We start from the raw sequence: 20,855 nt of genomic DNA, 5'->3' as shown, positions 1-20,855 counted from the left end.
CTTTGTATTTTTTAATTTGAAGAGATACTTTTTTGTATGGTAAGTAATTGATTATCATTTGTTTTGTTGTTTCTAAGGTAGTAGCTTCCTGTAAAGAATTGAGCTTCAATATTCCATTAAAGTTTATAATACTTTTAATAATTTTTGTTCAAATTTTGTTACTTATTTGTCAAGCTTTAGTCTATTGTTGTAGTATCTTCAAATTTCAACTTTGCAAGCAGTCCTTTATTTTTCATTTTTGCATGAAAAAAATTGATTATATATTACTCTCTAGGCATTTTCGTGGAGAAACTAGTGAGCCTGAAAATCAACAGATTTGTTGTTGGAAAGAGAGTTGTTCCATTAATAGAAGAACTTACGAAAGACTATCCAGACTTTGTTCAGAAGAAAGAAAGGTTGATGAAAACCAAGATAATTTGGAGGAAGTAGAGCGTTGGAGTTCAATCCTTTCTAAAATATTAGCTGAGAACTAAGGATATAATATTAAGCTCCCTTTTCCAAGTAGCTCTCTTTCTTTTATGAGTAGTAATATTTCTTTTCCAAGTAGCTCTATTTCCTTTTTGAGTAGTAACATTTCTTTTCCAAGCAGCTCTATATCCTTTTTGAGTAATAACATTTCTTTTCCAAGTAGCTCTATTTCTTTTCAGTGTAATAATATTTCTTTCCTAAGTAGCCCCATTTCTTTTTTACTTAGCCCTTAATCTTTTATTTCTTAATCACATTGAATGTTATCCTACTCAATTGTTTGTATTCTTGGCTAGTGCTTCCAAAGATGGATTTTACATATTTTTTTACATGAAGACTTAGTGAACACAAGCCTGTTTCTGCTCCATACAAAATTCTATCTCTTGTCAGTCGAGCGTTACTTATAGCTACAAAACAGGATGAAACCTGTTCATTCGCTGCCATTTGATTGGTCAACAATTCCTGAATAGTATTTACTTGTAGCGCTACTTCATTGGGGGCATAACTTGTCTCGCTGGATAGGATACTCAGCAAGGCACGAAGATGTTCTACTTGATTAGTGTAGGAGAGTTGGATAGACGAAACTGTTTTTGTCTTTGGATTTTGAGCATCCTCTTCAATGTCTTTATTTTTCCTTTCACTTGCTTTTTTACCTTGTAATTTTCTGTTGAATCCTTTCAAATCTTTCTTCGTTTCGGTAGGAGCATCTGAGTTCTCAAAAGCATTTACGAGTCTCGTAGCTAAAGTTTTATTGTTTTTGAAGAGTTCAAATCGTGCATTAATCGCAACATTATAAGCAGTATTGTATTTGATGACTTCATTGAGAGCAGTTTGTGCTTGAGCAAGCGTTACCTCTAAAGCCGGAATTTGAATTGCGGTTTTGCTAGGCTGGTATTGGCTACCAAAAGCTTTACAAACATTGATGAGGTCAAAAAAATTACGGACATTAATAGCATGTCCCGTTTCGGTAGTAGTTGACATGGTCTTTTTGTTGTTTTAAAGGGAGTGCTGACTAAGTTTTTAGCTTTTTAAAATTAAGATATTTTAGTCATTTTTCAATCACTAATAGCATGAATCAAAAAAGGCTTAAACAAAACATTATAAGTATTTTGTTTAAGCCTCTTAATTTTGAGTAAAATACTGACTAAGCCGTTACCGAAATAACTTCTTCTAAAGCTTGCAAGAAAGTATCACATTCTTTTTGTGTAATGGCAAGACTTGGTAACAAACGCAAAGTATGTTTGCCAGCATAACCACAGAAAATATGATGTTCAAAAAGTAAAGAATCTCTGATTTTATCTACGGGTTGTTCAAACTCGATACCAATCATCAATCCACGTCCACGTAATTCTTTGATGCCTTCTAATTTGCTTAGTTTTTCAAATAAATACTCGCCCATTTTAGCGGCATTTTCTATCAAAGCTTCTTCTTTCATTACATCCAACACCGCCACAGCCGCCGCACAAGCTAAGTGATTTCCACCGAAAGTTGTGCCTAACATTCCATGTTTTGCTTTGAATTTGGGTGCAATAAATACGCCACCAATCGGGAAGCCATTGCCCATTCCTTTGGCTGTGGTAATCAAATCTGGTTTGATGCCTGAGAATTGGTGAGAGAAGAATTTTCCCGAACGACCATATCCGCACTGTACAGAATCCAAAATCAAGATTGCACCCGTTTTGTCGCAAGCTTCACGAGCGGCTTTCAAGAATTCATCAGAAGCCACATTGATTCCGCCTACGCCCTGAATACCTTCGATAATTACTGCACAAGTTTCTTCTGTTACGTTCGCTGTAAGTGTTTCAGCATCGTTGAATGGGAGGAAAGTAACGTGTTCATCGTAATTGATAGGAGCAACAATCGCTTTATTGTCGGTAACAGCAACCGCTCCAGCCGTTCTTCCGTGAAATGCTTTGGAAAAAGCAATTACTTTTTTACGTCCGTTGAAGAAAGAAGCTACTTTCAAAGCGTTTTCATTCGCTTCTGCTCCAGAATTACAAAGGAATAAATCGTACTCTTCACAACCAGAAAGTTTTCCTAATTTTTCAGCCAATTCACTTTGAATAGGAATATTCACAGAGTTAGAATAGAAGCCAATATTTTGTAATTGTTCAGTGAGTTTTTCTACATAATACGGATGCGAATGTCCGATAGAAATTACTGCATGACCGCCGTAAAGGTCAAGATACTCAACACCATTTTTATCCCATAAATAGCTACCTTTTGCTTTTACAGGCGTGATGTCGTAAAGAGGATATACATTAAAAAGATTCATTGTTAGCGATAAGCTTCGAGCTGTCAGCTTTGAGCTGTCAGTAAAAGCTTTTTATTGTTAAAGAATAAATGTCTTATTATACTAATACTTTTGCTCAATGCTCAAAGCTGTTAGCTAAATTACTTTGCCCTATTCTTGCCGAATTTATAGCCCAAAACACCATAAAATTCTCCGAACCAAATACTTTGTTGAGCATAGTCACTGTCTCTTCCAGTTGTCTTAACATGATTTAATCTGGTGAAACCACCTTTTAAATCTGTCTGCAAAAAGAACCTTCGTGAAAGGTCGAATCGTAAACCTGTTTTCAAGGAAACACCATAACCTGCAAAATTGAAATGGTTGTTTCGTCCAATCGTAAATAAGTGTGAATCTGTTCTCGGAATAATTGTTCCTGCACCCACACCCACTAACCAATCAATGCCTTGAATATTGTTTTTTGCTTTCCATAAGCGGTCGTAGCGGTCAAGTTCCAAATGCAAGTAATTGAAACCGTCGGTATGTTCGTAATGCAAAAAATCTTCTGGACGAATCAATTTCGGAGTACGATTGAAATCTCCAACATATTCAGGATTCACCGTAATTGATGGGTCTGAAACCTGTGCTGAAATATGTCCTGATACTTCAAGTACTTGGTTGTCATCCATCACATATTTCATGTGGTCTGAGCCAATCGAAATACTCCAATGGTCACTAAAAAAGTAACCATAACGAATATTATATTGAGGAACTGATAATCTGGTAATATCAAAATAAACGTCTGCACTAAAAGGAATTGGTAAATCTCTAGCCGTAGCATTATGGAGTGTAAAATCGTAACCTTTACCTCTAAAAGTAATGTCTGATTTGGCATATTCCGAACGATTATATCCCCAAAAGAAATAATATTCCCCTTTGCGACTATATGGTTTCTTGCTTAATGGTTTTATCTCTTGTGCAGCACTTGGAAAAATAAATGAAACAGTAATTAAAATAAAGGTTAGGATTTTATACATTGATTGATGAAGGATTATAAAAAATGATGATTAAAAAATCGGTAGTTTAGAAACCTACCGATTTTAAACCTAAACCAGTTTTTTCATCAAGACCAAACATCAAATTCATGTTTTGAACGGCTTGTCCTGAAGCTCCCTTCGTTAGGTTATCAATAATACTCGAAATCAATAAATTGCCATTATGTACTTCTAAAGAAATAAGGCATTTATTGGTGTTTACCACTTGTTTTACGTCCACAGGTTTATCGCTAATGTGCGTAAATGGATGTGTTTCGTAATATTTTTTATACAATTTTTTAGCATCTTCCAAAGTGCCATCAAAGCTTGTGTAAACATTCGCCATGATACCACGAGTGAAATTTCCACGATATGGAATAAAATTAAAACTTTGGTCGAAATCGCTTTGTAAAGTATTTACCACCATGCCAATTTCTTGTAAATGCTGATGTGTAAAGGCTTTATAAATAGAAATGTTATTATTTCTCCAAGAAAAATGACTGGTAGCCGATAAACTTTGACCCGCCCCAGTTGAACCCGTAACTGCCGAAATGTGAATATCATCAGTTAAAATTCCAGCCTCTGCCAAAGGCAATAATGCTAATTCAATTGAAGTAGCAAAACATCCTGGGTTGGCAATGTGTTGAGCAGATTTGATTTTCTCTCTTTGTAATTCTGCTAAACCATACACAAAACCCTCCGATTGGTCACGGTAATCAGTACTTAAATCAACGATTTTAATACCTTTGAAAGAAGGATTTGCTTCCAAGAATTTCTTCGACTCACCATGTCCTGAACAAAGGAAAGCAACATCAATATCTGTATGAAGGTCGTCTGAAAAGAGTAAATCAGTATCTCCTAATAAATCAGTATGAGTACTATAAACAGGTTTGCCTGCCTGTGATTTTGAATTAACAAAAACAATTTCTACTGCTGGGTGATGAATCAGGATTCTTAATAATTCTCCTCCTGTATATCCCGCACCGCCGATTATGCCTACTTTCATTTTAAGTTTATGAGTCTATGAGTTTAACGTTTATGTGTAAAAAATGGTAGTCTATTTATTCGTTAGACTACCATTTTTACAGATAAATTAATCCTTAAACATCTTTATTTATTTCTAACTGTTTTAATTAAAGCTATGAGCATTGCTTTAATTTCTCTTAGTTGTTCATCCATAAGTTTGTAATCATGTTCAGAAATATATGCTAAATCTCTACTAAGTAGATTATAATATTCTGTTTCATGAAGAGAGCCTAATGCTACTTGAAAAAAGTTAGCAATATCGTTTGACGTAAATTTACCACAACCTTCAACTAAATTTGCTGATACAGAAACAGCACTACGTCGGTATTGACTTACTAATCCATAGATTTCATTCTTCGGAAAATTATTGGTAAGCTGATATACCTTTAAAACCTTCAAGTGTGATTTTTGCCATACTTTTAAGTCTTTGTAGTTCTGCATACAATTTAAGTTTAGGGAAGAAGTATTTTAATAATAGAAACGATACTCATTTTCTCATAAGCTTATAAACTCATAAGCTTATAAACTCATGAACTTTAAACTCCTATAAACCTGCCTCAGTAACTTTTCTATGAATCATTGTTTGGTTAGAAACAATTTTGGAGAAACCTCTTACATCATCGCCAGTCCAAGTATTGTTCATTTCACCATAAGAACCAAAAATAGACGACATTAAATCAAATTTAGATTCAATTCCTAATAATTGATAACGATATGGAGCTAAATGAATTTGTACTGTTCCAGAAACATTTGATTGCGTATCAGCCAAGAAAGTCTCGAAATTACGCATTACTGGCTCTAAGAATTGTCCTTCGTGAAGCATCGTTCCGTAAGTTTCTCCTAAAGTTTGTTTCCAGTACAATTGTTGTTTTGTAAGCGTATGTTTCTCTAAAAGATGATGAGCTTTGATGATTAATAATGGAGCTGCCGCCTCAAAACCAACTCTTCCTTTAATACCGATAATGGTATCGCCCACGTGAATATCACGACCAACGCCATAAGGAGCAGCGATTTCCGTCAATTTACGAATGGCTTGAACAGGCGTTAATGTTTCATCATTGATACCTACTAATTCACCTTTTTCAAAATGTAATTTTACAGTTTCTTCGCCAGTTGCCGTTACCTGTGTTGGCCAAGCAGATTCTGGTAAATAACCATAAGAAGTAAGCGTTTCTTTTCCACCTACTGAAGTTCCCCACAATCCTTTATTGATAGAGTAAGCAGATTTTGTCCAGTCACGAACAACACCTTTTGCTTTTAAGTAATCAATTTCAGCTTCACGAGATAATTTCATATCACGGATAGGAGTGATTACTTTACAATCAGGTACCATGATTTGGAAAACCACATCAAAACGCACTTGGTCGTTTCCTGCACCAGTACTTCCGTGGGCAATCGCTTTTGCACCAATTTTATTGGCATATTCAGCCACAGCCGTTGCTTGAAAAACTCTTTCAGCCGATACAGAAAGTGGATAAGTATTGTTTTTCAATACATTTCCATATACCATGTAGCGGATACAATCATTGTAATATTTTTCTACAACATCTAAAGTTACGTGACTTGCCACTCCGAGTCCATAAGCTTTTGTTTCAATGTCTTTTAGCTCCTCAGCACTAAATCCACCTGTATCAACAAGGGCAGAATGTACTTCATAACCACAATCGTCTGCTAAATATTTTACACAAAAAGAGGTATCAAGCCCTCCACTAAATGCTAAGATTACTTTTGGTTTACTCATTTTTTGCTCTAAGCAATACGCTTTTGGCGATATGCTAAATTTTGATTTATGATTGAAAAAGGGTTATGCCTTTTAGAAATACTGGTTTGAATTTATATTTGTTTGAGAAAAAATCTTAAAATTGTACAAGGTTTAGTTCTTGTTTTATTATTTTGAAATTTATTTTCTATTTTACAGTTCTTTAATTGAAATTAAATTTTGTAAAGAAGAACAAGATTTACAGCAAACTAAACCAAAATTTTCTAAGGTAGTTGGGTCAAAACTTTTTCCATTTAGGTTATATGTCCATTTAAAGTAATTTATCAATTTTTGGGTTATTTTAAAAGTGATTTCATGTGCTTGTTTAAAGCGTTTTCTAAGGTCTTCCAATTTGTCTTTTTCACCAGAAAAATTACCATTAAAAATTTCTTTCATTTTTTTTGTAATTTCTTCATCTGTTTTATTCCTGAGATAGTTATGTTTGGCAATTATCCTATCACCTTGTCCAGGAAAAGCATTACGATACAGAAGTAAGAGTTCATTTAATTCAAGTATTAACATATCAACATCTTGTTGCTGCTCGACATAGTCAGTTCCTGAGTTTTTCAATTCGAGAACTAACAAATTTGAACCATCTTGTATTGGCGAATAACCTAACTTAGTGTATTTGCTATTGAATGCTTCAATAATATCTTGCTTGCTTATTTTTTGTTCTTTAAATTGTTGAGCATATCCTTGGGTTGAAAACCAATTTCTATATTCGTCAATAGCGTCATTTCCCTTTTTTCTAATATCTATAGGAATTCCGAAATCAACAAAATCATTTGTTAAATGATTGCAATTTAAACTTAAATGATATTTAGTTCTACCTCCTTTATTAAAAACCCAAACTTTATTATCTTCCTTATTTGGAATATCCTTGTAATATTTCAATACAAATTCATCCGTATCAGCTAATAATTTTCTGTATTTAAAGAGATACTCTAACTCCAACTTATTGAAGATGTAGAAAAAAGCTTTGTCGTTAAATATATGCTCTAAAAAAACTTCAAGTGTTATTTTGAAATTATCTTTAAGTTGTAATTCCTTACAAAGTTTACCATAATTAAAAGATGTTAGATATGCCATTTTATTTAACTTTGTTGGTGTTATTAGTACTATGCCAATTACTATTAAATTACGAGCAACTATTTTCTGAATCTTCTACCTACTATTTTCAAAATCCCAAACTGGCACGAGAAAAACAGCTTAGTCAATTTTCTACAATTTATAAGGAATAACAATTTTTAAAACTTTGATGTTACTATAATCTTTTTGGTTATTTATGATAAATAAGAAACGGTTTTACCGTTCTATTCCCCACGCATTTTAGAAATATGACTATCCAAATTTTCGCCTTGCTCTTTACTGAGTATGCCTCTGTATTTCTCTGAAAGCTTTGTTTTTGTTGGTAAAGTAGTTTGTTCTTCTACTTCATCAAGAGCATAAATTATAATTTCAATTTTTTTTCCAATATAGTTATTCGGAATTGTCAAATTATAACTGCTATTCAATGGCACTGCTGAAGTCTTTATCATATTGAGTACGATTTTATTTTGAATATCTACTAATAAAGATACTAAAATCTACTTCTTTTGCAGTAGGAATAGTGGTTAATCTCTATTAGCAATCAACTTATTAGCTCTTCTCTCAGCCATTTTCAAAAACATTTTTTCTTTAATGCTTTTAAGGCGTTCTAATACTTTTACGTCTTTCAAGAAATTCCATGGTTCATGTGCGTTTTCTTCAATCATTACACTTTCTTCAGAAGAAATTTCCTCTTGCTCTTTCAAGGCTTTTTTGCGTTCCCATTCTGGGTCGAAAATCATGCCTGTACATAAACAGTGTTTACGGTCGGTACGAGTAAGTACGTCATAATTTACGCAAGACTGGCAGCCTTTCCAGAAAGCATCATTTACTGGTAACTCACTGAAAGTTGTGGGTTCGTATCCCAACTCAGAGTTGATTTTCATTACTGCCAATGACGTAGTAATACCGATGATTTTTGCATCAGGATAACGAGTTCTTGATAATTCAAAAGCTCTTGCTTTTACGGCTTTGGCTACGCCATATTTTCTCCATTCTGGCTTTACGATTAAGCCCGAATTGGCTACGAATTTTCCATGTTCCCAAGTTTCAACATAGCAAAAACCAATAAAATCGCCTACTGAGTCAGTCGCAATGATGGCTTTGCCTTCGTTGATTTTGTCACGTAGATATTGTGGAGAACGTTTTGCAATGCCCGTTCCACGAGCTTTTGCTGACTCTTCCATCTCAAGGCAAATTGCCTCGGCAAGGTGAATGTGTTCAGTCGTAGCGACTTGAACCGTATAATCGTTGGTTAAAACCTCAGAAGCTGATAATTTTTCCACTTTAAGATTTAGCTTAAAAATTGTTTTAATTAGAAAAACAAGATGATAATAAACCCTGACTCTAAAACGAGCCTCAGATTATTGAATATAACAAAATGTAAAAGGAGTGAAAAGATTTGCCACATGGGCAAATAGAAATATGTCAGGGCATCAGACCCTGCGGAAGAATGAACGCCTAAAAATAGGCATTGGAGAATATGAGTATGATATGAATTTTACTTCGTAAATCATTTTTTGCTTGAGTACTTATTCGAGTTTAAAACACTTGAAAACGAACAATCGTGCAAAGTTTACCAAAACTAAATTTAAGATGCAATATATTTTTTCAATTTTATGAAAACTTAATGAAAAAAAACTAAAATATTGTTGTTTGAAGCTTTTTGAGAGGTTTTTTGTACAATGATATTTACGGTTATTTTATAATGCTCGATGGGGGCAAATAATCAACTTGATTTGGATTTTAAAGTTTTATTAATTAAAATTGGCTAGCAATTATGATGTTTTTGTTTACTTATTATGAAAGTAATGTTATCATCACAACTTTGTTTTTGATTAGTACTTAATTAATCTTGTTTTATTGAAGTTTTTTTCTGTAAGAAAGAATCTTTCAAAATCTTTAAATAGAAAAAATAAGGAAAATGTCTATTTCCCCAAAAGTAAATACGAATAAACTTACAGCCGATGATTTAATCTATGGCTACATGAATGGAATTTTCCCGATGGCAGACACCGATGGTACTTTGTATTGGTATTCGCCAGACCCTAGGGCAATCATTCCTATTGATACTTACAAGCCACCAAAATCTTTAAAACCTGTATTGAATAAAAAGCAATTTGAAATTAGAATTAATAATGATTTTGAAGGCGTAATGCGTAATTGTGCTTTGCCCAGAAAAGGAGATGAAGAAACTTGGATTTCAGAGGAAATCGTAGAGGCTTATTGCGATTTGAACAAAATGGGCTTGGCTTACTCTGTTGAAACGTATATCGAAAACCGTTTAATTGGTGGTTTGTATGGTGTTTCGATTGGTGGTGCTTTTTTCGGAGAATCAATGTTTTACAAAGAACCAGAGGGTTCTAAAATTGCTTTTCACTATTTGATGGAAATTCTGAAAACTCAAGGATTTTTGTTATTGGATACTCAGTTTATTAATGATAATGTCAGGCGTTTCGGTGCCATTGAAATTTCAAGAGCGGATTATGTGAAGACATTGAAGAAAGCTTTGGAAATACGTTGTCATTTTGCCGAAGCCGATTTGAAACACTTATTTAAAAAGCCTAAACCTATAGATTAATTTGGTTACTCAATTGTTAAAGATTGAGAATGTTGTAATTTTGTGGCTGAATTACCTCAGTTTTGAAATTACTCATTTTAGCAAAAGCGATTTCGCTTACTTTTAAAAATGTCCAAACCAATTATTGTCATTAAATTCGGAACGGCTTCAATTACGCATAAGTCTGGAGAATTGAACGAAGAAATTTTACAAGAAATCGCTCGCCAAGTTGCTGTTTTAAACAATGATTATCAGGTTGTTATGGTTTCTTCTGGAGCTGTAGGAGCTGGAAAGAGTTTTATCAAAAAATACAAAGGAACCATCGCCGAACGCAAAGCGGCGGCTGCCATCGGAAATCCCTTACTGTTAGCAAAATATACTCAGTACTTCTCTAAATATGGTATTATCGTAGCTCAAAGTTTGTGTGAGAGACATCATTTTTCCAACAGGAATCAATTTTTACAATTAAAAGAAACCTACCAAGAACTTTGGGACAATGGCATCATTCCAATTGCTAACGAAAACGACGTAGTAAGTAATCTGGAGTTAAAATTTTCTGATAATGACGAATTGGCCACTTTAATTGCCACAGGTTTTGGGGCTGATACTTTATTGTTGTGTACTTCTGTAGGCGGTTTATTAGATGCTGAGAAAAACATCATTCCATTTATTCCAAAAGTTGATGCTTCTGTTTTAGGTTTGGCAAATGATGATAAATCGTCTTTAGGTTTAGGAGGAATGATTTCAAAACTCACTTACACTCGTTTGGCTACACGAATGGGAACGAGAGTCGTTATTTTTGGTATGAAATCCGAAGACGGCATGTTGAAAGCCATTGAAAATAAAAACGGAACAAGTTTTGCCGCTCAGAAAGTAGCTTTAAATGCTCGTCAGAAATGGTTAGCTTCTGGAAGTTTAATTGCTGGAAAAGTACAAGTAGATGCGGGTGCAGGTTTAGCACTTGAAAACCGAAAAAGTCTTTTAGCAGTAGGTATCAAAAAAGTAATTGGTGTTTTTGAAAAAGCAGAAGTATTTGAAATTTTAGATGAAAAGAAAAACGTCATTGCGATTGCCCGTGCCAGAGAATCGTCTGAAGTAATTACTGCCAATCTAAAAACACAGAATTTTTTAGTTGCCAATGCTGATGATATTGTTATGTTATAAATTTCTCCCAATATATTGATTCAAAAAGAAAGCCACCCCGAATATCGGAGTGGCTTTGCTATGAAACCTCTTTAAACTTCTCAATTAAGATTATATAAAATGCTCATCTGAGCTTTTTGTCGAATTGAATATTTTCAAGATGCAACTTGATGCTTTTTAATATTTTACTTTTACTCTCTGATAAGCAAGTACTAAATGTGCTTCTCTTTCACTTACTTATCAAAAAGCCTTTTCACAATGATATTTGTTGTACGTCAGTAGAAACTTCTCTTTGTTATTTTTTAAAATTATCTCCCTTTCTTGACAAAATTTTGATAATGAGACGAAAGGGTAAAAAAAAAAGACGAAAATCTTATTTGTTGGTTTTTGCAACTAGATTTATTGATTCTAGCATTTTTTTTCTTAAAACCTTAAAATATTAAACCTTAGCTCTTTAGCTTAAAAAAGCACAGTTTTTAAGCCAAATTATTGTTTTTTCCCAAAAAACATCTTCTAGTAATGCCCTTTTTAAGAAAAAGACCTCTCTTTTTTTAAAAGTACTCTTCCGATGAATCACTTTTGATAAATTGTACTTTTCTGATTGATTTTTGTTTTGAACCTCTTTTTATACGAATCGTATTTTTCACTAAAATGTTGATTTTTGACTTTTTATGAGAGAAATCAGTCTTTGAAAAAAATAAGTATAAATACTTGTAAATGTTATACTAAATCGTAAAATTCAACCATTAATTAAGTGAAAGTACACAAATAAACGATATAAATACTTAATGATATGACAGTAGAAACTCAAATCCAACAGGTTACAGATAACCTATATATAACCAATAATGAAGTTGAAATCTTAGATTCATTGGTTGATTCAAAAAATATGTTTTATGATTTTTCTAAGAATAAGGTTGTTTCATTCATCAAAGAAATGGACTTCAACTTAATACTTTATAATTCAAGCGAACGTGACCGTGGCTTTACAATGTATGTTGTGAAAAACTTCTGTGAACACGAGGAGGAGTTGGTATTATTACGTAATGTATTCAATAGCATTATTGGCGCAGGAGTAAACCAATACATGATGAGAATTGCTAAGAGTAAAGTAGAGGATATTTTCTACATGGCTAATACTTTCAGAGCTTTGTTTAAAAAACCAAAGTCTGACGAAGATTACGATGTAAAACTTCCTTCTTTACCTTCGTCATTTACATATTAGTTTAAAGTTAGTGTTAGGGGGAATGTTAATAAAAAAGCGATTGAGGGAATTCCTTCAATCGCTTTTTGTTTTTAGGGGCTTTACTTTTCTTCTATTTCATCTAAAATCCATAAAAGTTGATCTACATCTATATTTCCATCAATTTGAATATCTGCTTGCTGGTAAAATGGTAAACGATAAGCACAACGTTCTTGTAAATTCTTTAAAAGAGATTCTTCCGAAGTATTTCTATTAATTAATGGCCGATGATTAATGTCTGATTTCTGAATTCTCTTTAATAAATCTTCTGGCTGAACGTTTAGAAAGATACTTGTTCCATTTGCTTTGATGTAATCTATGTTATCAAAAAAGCAAGGAACGCCTCCGCCAGTGGCAATGACTAACTTTTGGTCAACAGGGATTTCTTTGAGTACTTTACTTTCTACTTGTCTGAAATAATCTTCGCCTTTGTACTTAAATATTTCTTGGACGCTCATTAATTCCTGTTTTTCTATCAATTCGTCCATGTCGATAAACTTATAATCAATGCGTTTAGCGAGATGTCTGCCCAAAGTACTTTTTCCTGACGAGGGCATTCCTATTAGAAAAATATTTTTCATGCTTGATTAGCCTTCTTTTTACTTTAAAGATTCTAAAATTTCGTTTTTATCTGGCGTGCTGCTATGTGCCCACTTACCTTTTACAATGCCATTATCCAATAACCAAATAGTTGGATTTGCTCTGGCAATAGTTTTTAATACTTTGGTATCTGAACTATAACTTGGAATCGCTAATTGATATTCATGTCTGAAATTATTTACTTCTTCTTCGTTGGAAGCACTCAATAACCACACTTTTACCTCTGAACCTTCAAGGCTTTTTGCTAAGGTTCTGATTGCATCAAGATGTGCAGTATTTGCTTTTTTGATGACTGGAATCACAATCATTAGTTTTTTGCCTACAAAGCTTTCTGCTTTATAATCTGTAGAATCGCCATCTTTCCAAATGTTGTAATCTGTAATTTTAGCTTTCGCTTCATCCTGATTCAGCGTGACCATTTCTTTAAAATGATAAGTTGTATCGGTTGGCATTTGGTCTAATTCCAATGTTTCGCCTCCTTTTTCATAAATATATTTGAATTGTAAGGGAGCAGAAGGCTTCATGTTTTTAGCAATATCTTGTCCTACTGCATAAGGAAGTCCATCGTAAGGAGGTAAATATTTTACAGCATACACACCCAAAGCAATTGAGAAAACTACCGAAGCAGCCACCAATACACCTGTCTTTTTATCCGCAAATACTTTACGTTGCCATAAAATAATTAGGATAAAAAAGAGTAAAACCATGTCTTTGATGAATGACGTCCAAGGTTTTAACTTAATAGTTTCTCCAAAACATCCGCAATCAGTTACTTTGTTGTAGTAAGCCGAGTAAAATGTTAGGAAACCAAAGAAAATCACTGTGGCAAGTAAAATCCATGAAGCCGTTTTGAGCTTATATTGCACCAACAAACATACTCCAAGTACTAATTCTAAAGCACAAAGAAAGATGGAAATCAATAAAGCATAAGGAATCCAAAATTCCCAGAAGCCTGCCATGAATGGGAAATCTGTGGCAAATACATCGAAGTATTCTTCTAATTTAATTTGTGTTCCAACGGGGTCATTTAACTTGATGAGTCCCGAAAAGATAAAGATAATGCCGACAAACAGTCTAGAGAAATGTGCAATTAACTTCATTGTATAGTTGTGATTGAGTGAATGGTGAATTAGTGATTGATAAACTAAATTACCTCAATGCTGAAAGCTGATAGCTCAAGGCTGACAGCTCTTGTTTACGCTCCGAACTTCAAATGAATCATACAGAATATCGCATAATTCATCATATCTTGATAATTTGCTTCTACGCCTTCCGAAACCAACGTAACACCTTGATTATCTTCGATTTGTTTTGTTCTAAATATTTTCATCAAGATTAAATCCGTCATCGAACTTACTCGCATATCTCGCCAAGCTTCGCCATAATCATGATTTTTATCTTTTTGTAAAGCCAAAGTTTTCTCTACTTGTGCATCATATAATTCACTAATTTCTGCTTCGGTAAATTCCATTTTGGTAGAAGCTCCTAATTCTTTTTGAATCAAAGCAATGATGCAGTAATTGATAATTCCAATGAATTCACCTTCTATTCCGTCTTCAATTTTCTGTGTTCCTTTTTCTTGAATAGAACGTATTCTTTGTGCTTTGATAAATATTTGGTCAGTTAGGCTTGGTAAACGCAAAATACGCCAAGATGTACCGTAATCTTTATTTTTCTTTTGAAATAAGGCTTTGCAAATTGCAATAATCTCTCTGTATTGCGTTTCAGTTTGGGTCATTGTATGGTTTAAATTTATGCTAATCTTACAAAATTATTGCTTTTCGATGGGAAATGGTATTATTATAAAAATAATCCCACAAAGTTATGCTCAACTTTGCGGGATTATTTTGAAGTTTATACCTCTTTACGCTAATACATAAGTACTTAGTGCTTTATAAACATCATTTATATTTTCACCTTTTCTGAAATCTCGCTGAATAGGTTGCGATGCCCCTTTTATCCAAATCAATATCTCGGCATCAAGGTCTAATAAACTCGCACTACGTTTGGTAAAATAGTTAATCGAATGATATGGAATGGTCATAAAGTCGATTTTTGAGCCTGTCAGCCCTTGTTTATCCACCAAAATCAATCGTTTGTTGGTAAACACAAACATATCTCTGATAAGCTTGAAGGATTTTACAATTACTTCTCCTTCTATTAAAATCGGTTCAAATTCATGTGCAATTTTATCAGCCGATACCTCTGATGAATTACCCATTATAGCATTTAAAATTCCCATATTTAGGTTTATTTATTGGTTTAACACAAATCACACTCTAATTTAACGAAGATTGAACAGTAAATTGACATTTTATCCTGTAAAATATCTGAACGACAATCGGCTTACTAACGCTTATTCTCTATGATTTATGATTGACGGAAGGGTAAATCTCAAAGCCACACTGATATATTTAAAAGCCAAAGCTCTAAATCTAAAAGCCACAATAATAATTCTTAAAGACCAAATTCTAAATCTAAAAGCCACAATAGTATATTCAAAAGCACAAGCTCTAAATCTCAAAGCCTCAATAACATATCTCAAAGCCTAAGCTCTAAATCTTAAATCCCCAATCATATATCTAAAAGCCCAAGCCATAAATCTAAATGACAGATGAATAAATCTAATATCACTAGCTAATATTGACTAAGATGTAGGGAATAGTTTTATTGCGGTACTCAGGATTGCCCTAGATGTCCCTTCTTTTGAAAGATATGCCCTTAATTAATCCGTATTCGTAGCTCTTCACACCAAAGATGACCTTGATATAGGCTTTTACGTCCAAAGCAATATCCAATAAGCCCGTTTTATCATGATATAACAAGATATTTTTTGTCGAGCGACTGCCCTCGTATGCTACATGGGCGTTCATTACAGCCAAGTTGCAAGCTTTTAATTGATTGATGTAGTCCTTCAAAGTAGGAATCTGTAAAGGAACTTCATGGGGATTGTACTCAGAATGAGCTGCAAGAAGACGTACCAGTGCATCTAAATGTTCAACCAAGTAATTATAACTCTGTTGCGAAGTAGAGATAGTTACGATAGGCTCTTCAGGCGTTTCTTTTTTCATTCTTTTAAGGGTAGATAAAGCCTTTTTTCCTTGAATTTTGCGGTTAATAGCTTTTGCCCTTGCAACAGTTAGGTCATCCACGCCAGATATTCTGAAAGCATTCACTAACTTAGTTGATAATGACTTTAAAGGAGCAAAAGCCTCTTGTCGTTGACTAATTGCATGATTTTGAGCCACCACTTTAAGCGAATGTTCAGCCAAAGCCGCCTTCGTTTTAGTCAGCAAAGCCTGCAAATTAGCAATTTTCAAATCCTCACGAGAAGGATTATAACGCTCTTCAAAATTAATACAATAAGAAATAAGGATTTCCAAATTAGCAAGGTTCTTAGCTTGCCCTGATTCTGAGGTAGTTGACATGACTGTAGAGGGTTTTGGTTGGTTTATTGGTTGTGGTAGAAAGTGCTTTGTAAAAATAGCATCAAAATCAACATTATTTTATTATTCAGGTTCTCTAATTGATGTTATTTCACTGTAATTAAATTCTACCTTACTTTGGGTAATAACTTCGTTCAACACATTATTAAGATAGCCCATTTTAATGGTATCTGCAAAGCGTTGTTTAAGTATTGGGATATTGATTATTTCTTCAATACAGTTCATATACTTATCAATAATTGCTTTTACTAAATATATTTTGTGTGCATTCTCTTCTATTTTGCTTGAGATAACATCAACAGATTCATCAGATTTAATAACAAAACTTATCGGGAACTTCTGTATTTTATCTATATCGAGAAAATACTTCTTAAAATCAAGCGTTTCAGTTACTTGAAAAAAACGACCCAGCGGACGCATGACAAAATCAATCCCACCGTCATTTGCATTCGTTCTTCCAGTTTTATAAAGCTTTAAATTTTCTTTTGTGAGTTTATCTATATCAAAACCCCAGAATATTGTTTGGTCTTGATAATAATATTTTAAAATAGAATAGCTTACTATTTCAAAAAGCCTTGCATCAACATTTGGAGCTAATAAGCTATTAATGAAATCAATTACTTCTTGTGGTTTTGAATTTTCTATTGCTTGCAATTCCTCACAAACATCTACAAAACGTTGAAAAGCATCTTGTTTTGTTTTGATGTATTCATCAATAATTTCAAGAATAACAGCAGCTAGATTATATGTTTCGATACCCACTCTTACTTTAAGTAGATTTTCATTAATCCAATACCTATTGGTTTCATGATTTCTTAAAATGGGAATGATTTCATCGTTTGGAAAATACTTTTGAAATTCGGCATTCATGCGATTATTGAGGGCATGATTTTGAAGTTTACTGCCAAAAGGTAGTTCTCTTTGACGGGTGAATAGCTTACTGAATTCAGCTCCTTCATATTCTGAATAAGTATTTGTTGATTCAAAGTTTTTGGCGATGTAATCTTCCAGAATAACGTAAATGGCGTAGAGGTTAGCAAAACTAGAGCGAGCCTTTGAACCCTTATTGGCAGAACGAGTTTTTAAATTAATGTATTGAATTAGATGACTATTGTTGAAAATATCATTAGCATGTTCCCCGAATTTATGATTAAGGATTGTCTTAATATTAGTCGTGAATAGGTGTTCCATTGGGTTCTTCAAAGAGTGTTAAGTTGTAGTTTTTTGTTAATCTTTCTGTTTCAAAAGTTCTCACTTCTTTTAGGAGTTTTTCTCCCTTATATTCTTTGGCTAATTGAAGTCTTCTTAATCCGATCTTAATATATTCTTCTTGTAATTCAATACCAATACATTTTCTGTTCAATGTTTTAGCTACAGCACAAGTAGTAAAAGTGCCAGAGAAGGGGTCTAAAACTAAATCGTTTTCGTTTGAACTTGCTTTGATGATACGTTCGAGTAATGCGATTGGTTTTTGTGTAGGATGATTTTCGTATTCATCCATTCGGTAGCGAACTCTTGGAAATTCCCAAACATTACCAGGGACTTTCTCTGAATTATAAACCGTTGGAATAGCTTTACGGTAGTCAATTAGCTTTCTTTTAGCTCCTGTTTTAGCTTCTACCAAAATATCATTGGCATTGAAAGTATAGTTATTTTTATCTTTCACACAAAAAAGAATAGGTTCATACATTGACCCAAAATACTTTTTGGCTTGTACTCCAGAGCTATCATAACTCCAAACAACCCTTGATAAAATATCTAATTTTTTACGTAAATAAATATCAAAAAAAGGCATAAACTGAGTAGCAGTCATTACATAAAAACTACCATTAGGCTTGAGTTTTTTTAAACAAAGGTCAATCCATTCATAGCACCAATCTAAATAAGCTTCTTCCGTTGCCCATTTCTCAATATGTCCACTAAAGTTTTTTCCAATATTGTAAGGAGGGTCAGCAAAAATCAAGTCAACAGAATTATCTGCTACTTGTGTTTGTAAAGCTGTCAAAGCATCTCCGTGAATAATTTTATGATTATCTGTGCCAAAAATTTCCATTGTCGAACTGGTTGTACTAATAAATATAGACAAATTTAGTTATTCCTGACAAGAAAGAAGGATTGAAGAGTATAAAATGCCGATTTATAACTATTTTACAACTTCTTCACAAAATGATGGCTACTAATCTGAAAGCCTTTGTTGAGGTATAAACGATGTGCCGTATGGCGGGTTGGTCCAGAATCTAGGGTGACACAATCGTAGTTGTTGGCTTTGGCTAAATCTATTACATAGTCTAACAAAGCAGTTCCATAGCCTTCGCCTCTTACTTTATCAGAAGTAGTGAGGTCGTCGATATAAATTTGTTTACCATTATAAAGCATCTGCAAATACCTGAAACCAATGGCAGAAACTACTTCATCATCTTTTTCAATATAAGCTAATTGATAACCCTCACTAAACATTTGGACAGCTGTTTCTACAAAAACATCTTCCGTAAGATGTGGACGAAGTAAACTAATTACATACCAACATTTGCGAACCTCTGCTTCAGTGTGGGCTATCTTTATGGTCATTGAGTGAGTTAGTGAATTGTGAGTTAGTGATTTAGTGAGTTGTGAGTTAGTGATTTAATGAATTGTGAGTAAGTGATTGAGTGATTTAATTAATTGTGATTTTTGAATTCAATCCATTTTTAGTAATATTTTCAAATCTTCAAATTCTCAAATCTTCAAATCACCAAGCCATTTCATTTTCAAATCTTCAAATTTTCAAATTAAAAAGTCCTTCCATTTTCAAATCTTCAAATCATCAAATTTTCAAATTAGAAAGCTACTCTTCTTGAAAATCCTCAGAAATCAATTTGCGTAATTGTTGATGTGGACGAAGGTTTGGACGTTTAGAGAAAATCGCTTTGTCGCCACCAGCCGAAGAAGCCTTTGCTTTACTTGCCAGCGTAGCCGTGTCGAAATAGATGTCTCTTACAAATTGATTTACTTCATCGCTATTAATCACCTCTCTCACCATCGAACCTTTACCGAAACCATCGTTGTAAGCACCAATTCTTGAGTCTGTTTCTGCCAAACGAGTTTCACGTTCAATCTCTTTGATTTCCTCCAAAAGGTTTTTCTTCTGAATTTCCAAAGATTCAAAGCTTGGTAATAATTGTAAATCGTTTTCAAAGATATTCTTTTGAACAATTTGTTCTGCCAAGTCTTTTTCAACTTCTTGTAATTGCGTCACCAATTGTAGTTTCTCTTTCTTTAAACGTTTCAAACGTGGGTCAATCTGCAACCATTTCGACCAATAACATTGTAAAACAGGAAATGCAATTCCCAAACAAATAGCACCAGCCAAAGCAAATAAAATACCCGACAACACAAACGATGTCAATGCCCAAGGACTATTCACCAATTTCTCATTCAGTTGGTCGAAAGTCTTTAGTTTTTCATCAATTTGTCGAGTAATATTAGCGGGTAGGGGAGCCGTCGGGTTCAACGGGTCGAAGCTTTGGTTTTGTAATTGTTTGATAGATTTGTTTACGCCCTCTTTCATTTTATCAGTCTTGTAGGCTTCGTACCTAAACCAACCTAAAATAAAGAGCGTTGCTACGGCAAAAACTACCGTAATACTTTTAAACCAAACATATACTTTCTTAGAGTGTTGCGAGTTTGCATCGTTATAAGGCGATTCAATCAAACGTTCGTAAGCAGGTTTTAATAAAATAGAAAGCATTGCCAAGCCAACTGCAAAAGACCAAGCTTCAAAATTATTACGAATGTTAAGGGCATAAGCAACGATTTCGTGCGAGATAATTAAATCGCCCGCTACAAAAGATACCCCAGCCAAGAAGTAAATAATCCCTGCAAACAAAGAGTATTTATGCGCAACAGCTTTTCTTTTTTCGAGTAAAGTATTAGCCGCTTCTTGATTTTCGTTTAACTGATTTTCAAGACGGTCTCTATTTTTACCAGCTAAATTTACATTCAAAATTCTTGCTTGTAGTGCATCAAAAGCTTCTTTAGAGCGAGCCTTAATATGTTCGATTACTTTTTCTAAATCGCTTAGTTCTTGCTTTTTCTCATTCAGTTGACGAGAAAGCCATTCGAAATTTACCTGAGAAGAAAGATAACCTTCATAAGTATTTCTATCCACCGATTCCAAACCACCATGATAGCCATGTTGAAAATCGTAATTTTCGGTATGTGTTTGTTCTTTGTTTTCGTTGTTCATTGTAGTACGTTATGGCTTTTACTAACTATAAGTTGTCT

General features: G+C 33.7%; 23 protein-coding genes. 4 read left to right on the top strand and 19 right to left on the bottom strand.

The window, feature by feature from the left end:
- Positions 1–242: 242 nt before the first annotated feature.
- Entirely contained in the window at positions 243–473 is a 231-nt protein-coding gene (locus HNP25_RS21710; RefSeq protein ID WP_221432435.1) for a hypothetical protein, read from the top strand.
- Here HNP25_RS21710 and HNP25_RS09290 read toward each other — a convergent pair.
- The 10 genes from HNP25_RS09290 to HNP25_RS09245 all read right to left on the bottom strand — a co-directional run bounded on the left by HNP25_RS09290 (position 470) and on the right by HNP25_RS09245 (position 8,886).
- A complete protein-coding gene (locus tag HNP25_RS09290) occupies positions 470–616 on the bottom strand; it encodes a hypothetical protein (protein ID WP_184133562.1) in 147 nt (48 codons plus the stop codon). The two genes, HNP25_RS21710 and HNP25_RS09290, sit on opposite strands and share 4 nt — an antisense overlap.
- A gap of 89 nt (positions 617–705) precedes the next feature.
- The gene (locus tag HNP25_RS09285; RefSeq protein ID WP_184133561.1) at positions 706–1,446 is read right to left on the bottom strand and encodes a hypothetical protein; all 741 of its coding nucleotides are present in this window, start codon (positions 1,444–1,446) and stop codon (positions 706–708) included.
- Between the two features lie 163 nt (positions 1,447–1,609).
- Positions 1,610–2,740 carry an aspartate aminotransferase family protein gene (locus HNP25_RS09280; protein WP_184133559.1) on the bottom strand — a complete coding sequence of 377 codons (1,131 nt, stop codon included), beginning with the start codon at positions 2,738–2,740 and terminating at the stop codon, positions 1,610–1,612.
- Between the two features lie 119 nt (positions 2,741–2,859).
- The gene (locus HNP25_RS09275) at positions 2,860–3,732 is read right to left on the bottom strand and encodes a hypothetical protein (protein WP_184133557.1); all 873 of its coding nucleotides are present in this window, start codon (positions 3,730–3,732) and stop codon (positions 2,860–2,862) included.
- 46 nt (positions 3,733–3,778) lie between these two features.
- Entirely contained in the window at positions 3,779–4,735 is a 957-nt protein-coding gene (gene argC, locus HNP25_RS09270; RefSeq protein ID WP_184133555.1) for an N-acetyl-gamma-glutamyl-phosphate reductase, read from the bottom strand.
- 104 nt (positions 4,736–4,839) lie between these two features.
- Positions 4,840–5,196, bottom strand: a complete 357-nt coding sequence (locus tag HNP25_RS09265) for a four helix bundle protein (protein ID WP_184133553.1) — start codon at positions 5,194–5,196, stop codon at positions 4,840–4,842.
- A gap of 103 nt (positions 5,197–5,299) precedes the next feature.
- Positions 5,300–6,496, bottom strand: a complete 1,197-nt coding sequence (gene argG / locus HNP25_RS09260; RefSeq protein WP_184133551.1) for an argininosuccinate synthase — start codon at positions 6,494–6,496, stop codon at positions 5,300–5,302.
- 171 nt (positions 6,497–6,667) lie between these two features.
- Positions 6,668–7,603, bottom strand: a complete 936-nt coding sequence (locus HNP25_RS09255) for a hypothetical protein (protein WP_184133549.1) — start codon at positions 7,601–7,603, stop codon at positions 6,668–6,670.
- A gap of 224 nt (positions 7,604–7,827) precedes the next feature.
- Complete coding sequence (locus tag HNP25_RS09250; protein ID WP_184133547.1) at positions 7,828–8,052, bottom strand: hypothetical protein; 225 nt, start codon at positions 8,050–8,052, stop codon at positions 7,828–7,830.
- Positions 8,053–8,127: 75 nt separating this feature from the next.
- Complete coding sequence (locus HNP25_RS09245) at positions 8,128–8,886, bottom strand: GNAT family N-acetyltransferase (protein ID WP_184133545.1); 759 nt, start codon at positions 8,884–8,886, stop codon at positions 8,128–8,130.
- Positions 8,887–9,524: 638 nt separating this feature from the next.
- Between HNP25_RS09245 and aat the strand changes: the two genes are divergently transcribed.
- The 3 genes from aat to HNP25_RS09230 all read left to right on the top strand — a co-directional run bounded on the left by aat (position 9,525) and on the right by HNP25_RS09230 (position 12,528).
- Complete coding sequence (aat, locus tag HNP25_RS09240; protein WP_184133543.1) at positions 9,525–10,181, top strand: leucyl/phenylalanyl-tRNA--protein transferase; 657 nt, start codon at positions 9,525–9,527, stop codon at positions 10,179–10,181.
- Positions 10,182–10,289: 108 nt separating this feature from the next.
- Entirely contained in the window at positions 10,290–11,324 is a 1,035-nt protein-coding gene (gene proB / locus HNP25_RS09235; RefSeq protein WP_184133541.1) for a glutamate 5-kinase, read from the top strand.
- 772 nt (positions 11,325–12,096) lie between these two features.
- Complete coding sequence (locus HNP25_RS09230) at positions 12,097–12,528, top strand: hypothetical protein (protein ID WP_184133539.1); 432 nt, start codon at positions 12,097–12,099, stop codon at positions 12,526–12,528.
- An 80-nt stretch (positions 12,529–12,608) separates the two neighbouring features.
- Here HNP25_RS09230 and HNP25_RS09225 read toward each other — a convergent pair whose 3' ends face one another.
- The 9 genes from HNP25_RS09225 to HNP25_RS09185 form a co-directional block, all read right to left on the bottom strand.
- A complete protein-coding gene (locus tag HNP25_RS09225) occupies positions 12,609–13,127 on the bottom strand; it encodes a shikimate kinase (RefSeq protein WP_184133538.1) in 519 nt (172 codons plus the stop codon).
- 18 nt (positions 13,128–13,145) lie between these two features.
- A complete protein-coding gene (locus tag HNP25_RS09220; protein WP_184133536.1) occupies positions 13,146–14,246 on the bottom strand; it encodes a BT_3928 family protein in 1,101 nt (366 codons plus the stop codon).
- 95 nt (positions 14,247–14,341) lie between these two features.
- Complete coding sequence (locus tag HNP25_RS09215; protein ID WP_184133534.1) at positions 14,342–14,884, bottom strand: DUF1599 domain-containing protein; 543 nt, start codon at positions 14,882–14,884, stop codon at positions 14,342–14,344.
- A 126-nt stretch (positions 14,885–15,010) separates the two neighbouring features.
- Positions 15,011–15,388, bottom strand: a complete 378-nt coding sequence (locus tag HNP25_RS09210) for a PH domain-containing protein (RefSeq protein WP_184133533.1) — start codon at positions 15,386–15,388, stop codon at positions 15,011–15,013.
- A 448-nt stretch (positions 15,389–15,836) separates the two neighbouring features.
- Positions 15,837–16,574, bottom strand: a complete 738-nt coding sequence (locus tag HNP25_RS09205; protein WP_184133532.1) for a hypothetical protein — start codon at positions 16,572–16,574, stop codon at positions 15,837–15,839.
- Positions 16,575–16,655: 81 nt separating this feature from the next.
- Positions 16,656–17,783, bottom strand: a complete 1,128-nt coding sequence (locus HNP25_RS09200; RefSeq protein ID WP_184133531.1) for a restriction endonuclease — start codon at positions 17,781–17,783, stop codon at positions 16,656–16,658.
- Positions 17,761–18,645: an adenine-specific DNA-methyltransferase gene (yhdJ, locus tag HNP25_RS09195; protein ID WP_184133530.1), complete on the bottom strand. Its 885-nt coding sequence runs from the start codon at positions 18,643–18,645 to the stop codon at positions 17,761–17,763. Before yhdJ ends, HNP25_RS09200 begins: the two co-directional genes overlap by 23 nt.
- Before the next feature lie 95 nt (positions 18,646–18,740).
- Positions 18,741–19,160, bottom strand: a complete 420-nt coding sequence (locus HNP25_RS09190) for a GNAT family N-acetyltransferase (RefSeq protein WP_184133529.1) — start codon at positions 19,158–19,160, stop codon at positions 18,741–18,743.
- A 256-nt stretch (positions 19,161–19,416) separates the two neighbouring features.
- Positions 19,417–20,817 (bottom strand): hypothetical protein, encoded by a 1,401-nt coding sequence (locus tag HNP25_RS09185; protein WP_184133528.1) that lies wholly within the window; start codon positions 20,815–20,817, stop codon positions 19,417–19,419.
- Between the last annotated feature and the right edge of the window lie 38 nt (positions 20,818–20,855).

The organism is Arcicella rosea, assembly GCF_014204325.1.
Classification (GTDB): Bacteria; Bacteroidota; Bacteroidia; order Cytophagales; family Spirosomataceae; genus Arcicella; species Arcicella rosea_A.
Note: the sequence above shows the minus strand (reverse complement) of the source record. Positions and strands in the feature narration are given on the sequence as shown.